Source organism: Mesorhizobium sp. M6A.T.Ce.TU.002.03.1.1 (assembly GCF_003997275.1).
Classification (GTDB): domain Bacteria; phylum Pseudomonadota; class Alphaproteobacteria; order Rhizobiales; family Rhizobiaceae; genus Mesorhizobium; species Mesorhizobium mediterraneum.
On sequence record NZ_RZTI01000185.1, the window covers coordinates 1 to 8,914 of the forward strand.

The window sequence follows — 8,914 nt, forward strand, 5'->3', positions numbered from 1 at the left end:
CGGAGCAGGGACGTGGCATCGGCGACAAGGTCGATCGCCTTGTCCGGCAGAAATCGGTCGGCGATATAGCGGTTGGACAGCGACGCTGCCGCGACCAGCGCCGAATCCGAGATGCGCACCTTGTGGTGCTGCTCGTATTTTTCCTTCAGGCCGCGCAGAATGGAGACGGTGTCTTCGACGGTCGGCTCATTGACGAAGACCGGCTGGAAGCGGCGGGCAAGGGCCGCGTCCTTCTCGACATGCTTCCGGTACTCATCGAGCGTCGTCGCGCCGACGCAATGCAGTTCGCCGCGTGCCAGCGCCGGCTTCAACAGGTTCGACGCATCCATGGCGCCATCCGCCTTGCCGGCACCGACCAGCGTGTGCATCTCATCGATAAACAGGATGATGCCGCCAGCGGCAGCGGTGACTTCCGAAAGCACCGCCTTCAGCCGCTCCTCGAATTCGCCGCGATATTTTGCACCGGCGATCAACGACCCCATGTCGAGCGCCATCAACTGCTTGTCCTTGAGCGATTCCGGCACGTCGCCATTGACGATGCGCAACGCCAGCCCTTCGGCGATCGCCGTCTTGCCGACGCCGGGTTCACCGATCAGCACCGGATTGTTCTTGGTGCGGCGCGACAGCACCTGGATGGTGCGGCGGATCTCGTCGTCGCGGCCGATGACGGGGTCGAGCTTGCCGGCGCGGCCGTCGGCGGTGAGGTCGCGCGCGTACTTCTTCAGCGCATCATATCCCTGCTCGGCGCTCGCCGAGTCGGCGGTGCGGCCCTTGCGGACCTCGTTGATCACCTGGTTCAGCGCCTGTGGGGTCACGCCGGCTTTGGTCAGGATATCGGCGGTCTTGGCGGATTTCTCGACCGCCAGCGCCGTCAGCAGCCGCTCAACCGTGACGAAACTGTCGCCGGCCTTCTTGGCCAGTTCCTCGGCGGTCGAGAACACTTTGGCCAGCGGCTGCGCCAGATAAAGCTGGCCGTTGCCGCCTTCCACCTTGGGCATTGCCTCAAGTGCTGTCTCGACGCCAAGCTTGGCGTCGCGAACGCTGCCGCCGGCGCGCTCGATCAACGACGCGGCCAAGCCCTCGTCGTCGTCGACGAGCACTTTCAATATATGTTCGGGGGTGAACTGCTGGTGGTTGCGCGAGAGCGCCATTGTTTGCGCAGACTGGATGAAGCCGCGCACGCGCTCGGAGTATTTTTCAAGATTCATATCTGTCTCCTTCCGTCACCGGCCCGCTTTGCGGCACCGGATCAGATTGCGGTGACGGACCCGCCCGTTCGAGCCGGGTCCTGTTCACGCGAGATATGGTGCGCAAGCCACGGCCCCTCAAGACGTCCGGTAATGGCGAACGCATAATATTCCACGGGCGCACAAACAAAAACGGCGGAGATTCTCTCCGCCGCCCAAGAATGTCTGAAAGCCTTGCTCGATCAGTTGTTGACGTCGACGATGGCGGGCTCGCCACCGGCGTCTTCCGCCGGCGCTGCATTCCCATTATCGGCGCCAGCATTGTCGTTGCCGCCATCCACCTGGTTAGCATTGACGCGCGGACGGCGCGGACGCCTGGGGCGGCGGGCAGCGCCGCCTTCAGTGGCTGCTTCGTTCATCTCGGCCTGGGCAGCGAGAGCCGCCGGCGAAAAGTTTTCGAACTGCGGCGCGGGTTCGGCCACAGAAGCAGGCTCAACCGGAGACACAGCTTGCGCCTGCACGGGCGTTTCATTCTGTACTGGCGTCTCGTTGCGCCGGTTCTGGTCGCTGCGCTGTCCGCCCTGCTCGCCGCGCGCACCATATTCGCCGCGCTGGCCGTTCTGGCCGTAGCCGCCATTGGGGCGGCGGTCACGATGGCGGCCGCCATTGTTGTCGCGTCCACCGTTGTCGCGCCCACCGTTGTCGCGATTGTCACGGCCGTTGTCACGGCCGTTTTCCTGGTTGAACGCCAACTCGGCTGGCGTGCCGTCGATGACCGGCTGCGGGCCGGCACCGTGGTTGACCACCGGAGCCGCCGTCTCACCGACGTTGCTGTTGCCGGCATTGTCGAACTCGTCGCGATCTTCGTCGCCGTCATCGTCAAAATCGTCGCGATTCTGCTGAGCGCTCTGGATCGGTATCTGCGCCTGTGCGGCAGCGATGATGCGATTGTAGTGCTCGGCGTGCTGGAGATAGTTTTCCGCCATCACCCGGTCGCCGGAGCTTTGCGCGTCACGGGCAAGGGTTGCGTATTTTTCGGCGATTTGCTGAGCCGATCCGCGGATCTTCACGTCCGGACCGTTGCTCTCGTAGTTGCGCGTCAGGGGATTTGGGCCCTTGCGGTTGTTGTTATTATTGTTGTTACCGCCGCCGCCGCTGTTGTTGCGACCGCGCATGCGCCTGTTCTGCTGTTGTGGCCTCATTCGACTCTCTTCATTTTGAAATTTTCGAAAACTCTTCACGAACGGAGGCGCTCATGCAGCCAGCCGTTTCGTCTCTTCACCGGCGTTCGCCCGCATCGATTGCGTTGGCGCCACGTGTCATCCTGTTCCGGTTACATCACTTATCGGACGATTCCCGCACGAAGCTTGGGCGTCGTTTGCGCAAGAAGGCAGCTATTTCCAAGGAAACCGAATCGCTAAGAGCACTGCCTGCTTCGTCTCATCCGGTTAAGGCGACCCTAGCCGCATTCCCCGGCATTGCCAAGCGTTTTTTCGCACTGCATCACGGCTTTGTCAGTTCAAAGATCAGAACCCTGTCGTTTCCGCCAAGATCCCAGAATACCCCCGCCGGCGCATAGCCGGCTGCGGAGAATATGTCAGTGACCTCTTTGCGTTGCGTGTGGCCGATCTCGACCGCAATCCTGCCTTCGGCTTCCAAAAAACCTGCCGCCTCGGCGGCAATGATCCTGTAGGGACTAAGACCGTCCACGCCGCCATCAAGGGCTCGGCGTGGATCAAAATCGCGAACTTCGTCCTGCAGATTTTCGATGTCTATGGACGCTATATAGGGAGGGTTGGCGGCAATTACATGGTATCGGCCAAAAACTTTTTCGAACCAGTCGGATTTGAGCACCTGAAACCGGCCGGCCAACCCCAATTCCTCGGCATTGCGCATGGCGGTCGCCAGCGCGCCTTGCGAAATATCGACACCGGTGGCGACCGCCGCCGGAACGGCGCTGAGCAGCGCCAGCGCGATGGCGCCGGTGCCGGTGCCGAGATCGAGGATGCGGCATTCGCCTTGCCGTGCGGCTGTGGTCTTCACGAAGGGCAGCACTGCTTCGACCAGCGTTTCGGTATCTGGTCGCGGCTCCAGCGTTTCCGCTGACAGCGACAGGCGCAAGCCGTAGAATTCGCGATGGCCGAGGATGCGATGCACCGGCTCGCCGGCGATGCGCCGTCTCAAGGCTGCATCGATCGCGGCAATCGCGCCGGCATCGACCCTGCATTCGGGATCGGCGATGGCTTGTGTGCGGGTGGTGCCGGAAAGATGTTCGACGATCAGCCTGGCATCCAGCGCCGGATCGGCGACTGCGGCCGCGGCAAGGCGGGCCCGCGCCGCTTTCAGCAGTGGCCCGAGTGTACCAGGCAGATTGTCAGCCATCGAGGCCGATATCGGCGAGCAGCTTCGACTGGTGATCGGCCATCAGCGCGTCGATGATCTCGTCGAGTTCGCCCATCATAACCCGGTCGAGCTTGTAGAGCGTCAGATTGATGCGATGGTCGGTGACGCGGCCTTGCGGGAAATTATAGGTGCGGATGCGCTCCGAGCGATCGCCCGAACCGACCTGCGATTTGCGCGATTCGGAGCGCTCCTCGTCAGCCTTGCCGCGCTCAAGGTCGTAAAGCCTGGCGCGCAGGATCTGCATGGCTTTCGCTCGGTTCTGGTGCTGCGACTTCTCCGCCTGCACCACCATGATGCCGGTCGGCAGATGGGTGATGCGCACCGCCGAATCGGTGGTATTGACGTGCTGGCCGCCCGAACCCGAGGCGCGCATCGTGTCGATGCGGATGTCTTCGGCCCTGATGTCGATGTCGACCTCTTCCGCTTCGGGCAGCACGGCAACCGTCGCCGCCGAGGTGTGGATGCGCCCGCCGGCCTCGGTCGCCGGCACGCGCTGCACGCGATGCACGCCGGACTCGAATTTCAGATGGGCAAAGACCCCCTTGCCTGAAATGGTGGCGATGATTTCCTTGTAGCCGCCGACCTCGCCCTCGCTTGCCGACGCCGTCTCGAAACGCCAGCCGCGTGCCGCAGCGTAGCGTTCGTACATGCGAAACAGGTCGCCGGCAAAGAGAGCCGCCTCATCGCCGCCGGTGCCCGCGCGGATTTCGAGGATGGCGTTCTTGTCGTCGGCGGCATCCTTGGGCAGAAGCAGGATCTGGATGTCCTTCTGCAACGCTTCGATGCGTTGCCTGACCTCGGGCAGATCGGCCTCGGCCAATGCCCGCATTTCGGCATCTGTGCTTTTGTCGGCGAGCATCGCCTCCAGATCGGCCTGTTCGTGCTCGGCGGTGCGCAGCGCCCTGATCTTTGCCACCATCTCCTGGATGTCGGCATATTCCGACGCCATCTTGACATAGGCGTCCGCCGCCGGCCCGGCCGACATCTGCGCTTCGAGCACGTCGAAACGCTTGACGACTTGATCCATACGGTCGCGGGGCAGGTTGATCATGGCGAATGCTATAGCGGTATAGAGCGGTCGTCGGCAAAGGCTTGCAGCAGCGCCCGCATCGGCAACTTCTGGGACGGCGCCATGAGATTGTCGTCGAAAAACGCTTGCAGCTCGGCCAGTGGCAGTTCCGTCAGCATCGCCTTGACCGGACCGATCGAAGCCGGCGACATCGAGATCGAACGGTAGCCAAGGCCGATCAGCGCCATCGCCGAGATCGGCTTGCCGGCCAGCTCGCCGCACAAGGTCACCGGGGTATTATTGCGCACCCCGGCGTCGGCGACCTGTTTCAGAACGCGCAGGAATGGCGTCGACAGCGTGTCGAAACGGTCGGAGAGCTGCGTGTTGCCGCGATCGACCGCCATGACGAACTGGAACAGATCGTTCGAGCCGACCGAGACGAAATCGACGGCCTTCATCAGCTCGTCGAGCTGGAACAGCAGCGAAGGCACTTCCAGCATGGCTCCGAGCTTCAGGCTGGTCGGCAAATGATGGGCAAAACGCGACAGATGCCGCACCTCGCGGTCGACGATTTCGCGCGCCTGCGCGATCTCGCCGAGTTCCGTCACCATTGGCAGCATCAGCTTCAGTTCACGCCCGCCGCAGGCCTTCAGAAGCGCGCGGATCTGGGTGCGCAACAGGCCCGGCCGGTCGAGCGTCAAGCGGATGGCGCGCCAGCCGAGCGCCGGATTCTCTTCCTGGATCGTGTCCTTGAAGTAGGGCAGCACCTTGTCGCCGCCGATATCGATGGTGCGGAAGGTCACCGGCTTGCCCCGCGCCGCGTCGAGCACATCTCGATAGAGCCGTTCCTGGGCTTCCGCACGCGGAAAGGTCGAAGCGACCATGAATTGCAGCTCGGTGCGGAACAGGCCGATGCCGGCGGCGCCCGCCTCGGCAAGCTGCGGCAGATCGACGGCCAGGCCCGCATTCATCAAAAGGTCGACCTGGACGCCATCCTTGGTCACCGACGGCTTCTTGCGCAGTTCGCGGTAGACCTCCTGCCGCCGCGCCCGGAAGCGGACCTTTTCGGCATAGGCGGCTTCGAGGTCGGGCTGAGGGCGCAGATGGATCGCGCCTTCTTCGCCGTCGACAATGATGGCGTCGCCGTTTTCCGCCATGGAAACGGCGCCCTTCATCTGGCCGGCGACCGGTATGCCCATAGCCCGCGCCACGATGACGACATGGCTGGTCGCCGCGCCGTCCTCCAGCACCACGCCGCGCAGCTTGTCTCTGGGATAATCGAGCAGTTCGGCGGCGCCCATCGAGCGGGCTACGATGATAGCGTCCTTCGGCAGCGAGGCCGCGACATCGTCCGGCCCGCGCCCCATCAACTGGCGCAGCAACCGGTTGGCCAGATCGTCGAAATCGCTCATCCGCTCGCGCAGATACGGATCGGTCATGTGCAGCATGCGGGCACGCATGTCGCTCTGCACTTTTTCCACCGCCGCTTCTGCCGTCAGGCCGTTGCGGATCGCCTCTTCCAGCCGGCGCACCCAGCCGCTGTCGTTGGCGAACATGCGATAAGCTTCGAGCACCTGGCGATGCTCGCCCTCGAAGGCGACTTCGCGGCGTTCCAGCATGTCGTCGATGGAGAGCCTGAGCGAACCGAGGGAAGCATCGAGCCGCTTGATCTCCTCTTCGCTGTCCTCGTTGAACAGATTGGTGACGACGATGCGCGGCTCGTGCAGCACGACATGACCAAGCCCGACGCCCTCGTTGAAGGACAGGCCGGTAAAGCTCACCGGGCGGCGCAGGTCGAGTTCGAGCCCGGGCCGGGTCAGCCGGGCAAGGTCGCCGGTGGCAATCATCTCGGCGATCACCATCGCCGTCGTTTCCAGCGCCTCGACCTCGTCGTCGCGATAGTGGCGCATGGTCTTGTTCTGGACGACCAGCACACCGAGCGTGCGCCCTGCCCTGAGCACCGGCACACCAAGGAAGGAATTATAGATCTCTTCCCCTGTCTCCGGCAGATAGGCGAAGGCGGGATGTTCCTGCGCGTTGGAGAGATTGAGCGGCCGTGCTGAGGCCGCGATCGTGCCGACGAGGCCTTCCCCCAGCCTGAGCTGCGCCAAATGGACGGCTTTCGGGTTCAAGCCCTCGGTGGCATAGAGTTCGAGCACCGAATCGGCGCGTAGCACATAAAGCGAGCACACTTCGGCGACCATGTTGGAGGCGATGTCGCGCACGATACGGTCGAGCCGCTCCTGCGGCTCCAGCGGCTCCTGCATGAGCTCGCGGAGCCGTTTCAGCAAAACGCGCGGGCCGCTGGCCGTATCACGCATCGCGGCTTGTTCTCCAATGGACATTCTGCCCGCCGCAGTTTCTCCCGCGGCCGGCGCTCACGCAACAACTCAATTAGAGCGCCATGCATCCAATTGGACGCACAAAGGACGCTCTAAGACTTTCGATCTGCTGCATCGTGCTTTCCGAGAATCGACTCCGATTTTCGGGCCGATGCAGTCTGCTACTGCTTATCCAGACCGTAGACGGAATGCAAAGTACGAACCGCAAGTTCGGTGTAGGGACCGTCGATCAGGATCGAAATCTTGATCTCGGAGGTCGTGATCGCGCGGATGTTGATCGCCTTGTCGGCCAGCGCCTTGAAGGCGGTGGCCGCAACGCCCGCATGGCTACGCATGCCGATGCCGATGACCGAGACCTTCGACATGCCGGCTTCCGACTGCACGACGTCGTAGCCGATCGTGGCCTTCAGCCGCTCGAGCACGGCAAGCGCCTTGTCGACATCGCCGGACGGCACGGTGAAGGTCATGTCGGTGAACTTGCCGTCCTCGGAAATGTTCTGGACGATCATGTCGACATTGATGTTGGCTTCGGCCAGCGGCCCGAAAATGCCGGCGGCGACGCCCGGCCGGTCGCCGACACGGCGCAGCGAAATCTGCGCTTCGTCCTTCGCGTAGGCAATTCCGGTGACGACCTGCTGTTCCACGATCTCTTCCTCGTCGCAAATAAGCGTTCCGGGCGGATTGAGCAAATCCCCCATTCCGGGCGCGTCGGGATCGTCGAAGGACGACCGCACGAAAGTACGCACCCTGTGCACCATGGCAAGCTCGACCGAGCGCACCTGCAGGACCTTGGCGCCGAGCGAGGCCATTTCAAGCATTTCCTCGAAGGAAATCTTGGCCAGCCGCCGCGCCTTCGGCTCGATGCGCGGATCGGTGGTGTAGACCCCGTCGACATCGGTATAGATGTCGCAGCGGTCAGCCTTGACCGCCGCCGCGATGGCGACGGCACTGGTGTCGGAGCCGCCACGGCCGAGCGTCGCGATGCGGTTGTCCGGCCCGATGCCCTGGAAACCCGCGACCACCGCCACCTGGCCCTCGCCGAAGCGCTTGATCAGGAACGCGCCGTCGATATCGAGAATGCGCGCCGCGCCATGCGCATTGTCGGTCTTGATCGGGATCTGCCAGCCTTGCCAGGAACGGGCATGGACGCCCATGTTCTGCAGCGCGATCGCCAACAGGCCGGCAGTCACCTGCTCGCCGGAGGCAACGACAGCGTCATATTCGCGTGCATCGTGCATGGGCGAGGCTTCGCGCGTCCATTGCACGAGCTCGTTGGTCTTGCCGGCCATCGCCGAGACGACCACCGCGACCTCATGGCCGGCATCGACCTCGCGTTTGACGTGGCGCGCCACATTGCGGATGCGGGCGATGTCGGCGACGGAGGTTCCGCCGAATTTCATCACGATGCGCGCCATGGAAGCGAAATGCCTTTGACTGGATGCCGGGCCGACGGCCGAAAAGCGGAAAGGGAGCGTCCGGCCGGGCCGGTCGCTGAATTCGCGGCCTCCTTAGCCAAATGCTTAGGGTTTCGCAAGGCATGCCGCCAGTTGCCGGTTGGGTGACGAGGCGCAGATCGCAGTCAGTGCCGCCTGGCATCATGAGCACTGGCCTGTCGACAGGCGAAATTGCTGCCTTGACATTCGCTGCCTCGCGACCGACTTCCTAGCGCACCAGAGCGCGATCAGCAAAAGTCGTATCCGGTTTTGCACCCGATCGCGCTCTGAACTTTTGAGTCTGCGGGAGACACGCCATGCCAGAACCCCGACGGTCGACGATCGATGCCGGAGAAGTGGAGCGCTTTTCCGCCCTTGCCGCCGAATGGTGGAATCCGAACGGCAAGTTCCGTCCGCTGCACAAGTTCAATCCGATCCGGCTTGCCTATATACGCGACCAGGTGGCGACGCGCTTCGGCCGCGACCCGCGTGCGGCGCGGCCGTTCGAGGGCCTGCGCTTCCTCGACATCGGCTGCGGCG

The 8,914-nt window shown here is 63.3% G+C and carries 6 protein-coding genes and 1 pseudogene; 1 reads left to right on the forward strand and 6 read right to left on the reverse strand.

What is annotated here, in order from left to right; all coding sequences use genetic code 11:
* The 6 genes from EOC93_RS30955 to EOC93_RS30980 all read right to left on the reverse strand — a co-directional run.
* The coding region (locus EOC93_RS30955) for a Clp protease N-terminal domain-containing protein (protein ID WP_127206523.1) at nucleotides 1-1,208 on the reverse strand (1,208 nt) is incomplete at its 3' end.
* Between the two features lie 221 nt (nucleotides 1,209-1,429).
* Nucleotides 1,430-2,389, reverse strand: a complete 960-nt coding sequence (locus tag EOC93_RS30960) for a DUF4167 domain-containing protein (protein ID WP_127206524.1) — start codon at nucleotides 2,387-2,389, stop codon at nucleotides 1,430-1,432.
* Between the two features lie 301 nt (nucleotides 2,390-2,690).
* Nucleotides 2,691-3,569 carry a peptide chain release factor N(5)-glutamine methyltransferase gene (gene prmC / locus EOC93_RS30965; RefSeq protein WP_127206525.1) on the reverse strand — a complete coding sequence of 293 codons (879 nt, stop codon included), beginning with the start codon at nucleotides 3,567-3,569 and terminating at the stop codon, nucleotides 2,691-2,693.
* On the reverse strand, nucleotides 3,562-4,641 hold the full coding sequence (prfA, locus tag EOC93_RS30970) for a peptide chain release factor 1 (RefSeq protein WP_095486024.1): 1,080 nt from the start codon (nucleotides 4,639-4,641) through the stop codon (nucleotides 3,562-3,564). Before prfA ends, prmC begins: the two co-directional genes overlap by 8 nt.
* A gap of 8 nt (nucleotides 4,642-4,649) precedes the next feature.
* Nucleotides 4,650-6,920 carry a phosphoenolpyruvate--protein phosphotransferase gene (gene ptsP, locus EOC93_RS30975; RefSeq protein WP_095486023.1) on the reverse strand — a complete coding sequence of 757 codons (2,271 nt, stop codon included), beginning with the start codon at nucleotides 6,918-6,920 and terminating at the stop codon, nucleotides 4,650-4,652.
* Nucleotides 6,921-7,102: 182 nt separating this feature from the next.
* Complete coding sequence (locus tag EOC93_RS30980) at nucleotides 7,103-8,356, reverse strand: aspartate kinase (RefSeq protein ID WP_095486022.1); 1,254 nt, start codon at nucleotides 8,354-8,356, stop codon at nucleotides 7,103-7,105.
* Between the two features lie 335 nt (nucleotides 8,357-8,691).
* On the opposite strand from EOC93_RS30980, the pseudogene EOC93_RS30985 reads away from it, so the two are divergent.
* Nucleotides 8,692-8,914, forward strand: a pseudogene (locus tag EOC93_RS30985) (bifunctional 3-demethylubiquinol 3-O-methyltransferase/2-polyprenyl-6-hydroxyphenol methylase); the annotation flags it as partial.

What these genes read in the sequence shown, in the direction of transcription:
- EOC93_RS30960 (WP_127206524.1), bottom strand. Translation starts at nt 2,389, where the DNA reads ATGAGGCCACAACAGCAGAACAGGCGCATGCGCGGTCGCAACAACAGC.
- prmC (WP_127206525.1), bottom strand. Translation starts at nt 3,569, where the DNA reads ATGGCTGACAATCTGCCTGGTACACTCGGGCCACTGCTGAAAGCGGCG.
- prfA (WP_095486024.1), bottom strand. Translation starts at nt 4,641, where the DNA reads ATGATCAACCTGCCCCGCGACCGTATGGATCAAGTCGTCAAGCGTTTC.
- ptsP (WP_095486023.1), bottom strand. Translation starts at nt 6,920, where the DNA reads ATGCGTGATACGGCCAGCGGCCCGCGCGTTTTGCTGAAACGGCTCCGC.
- EOC93_RS30980 (WP_095486022.1), bottom strand. Translation starts at nt 8,356, where the DNA reads ATGGCGCGCATCGTGATGAAATTCGGCGGAACCTCCGTCGCCGACATC.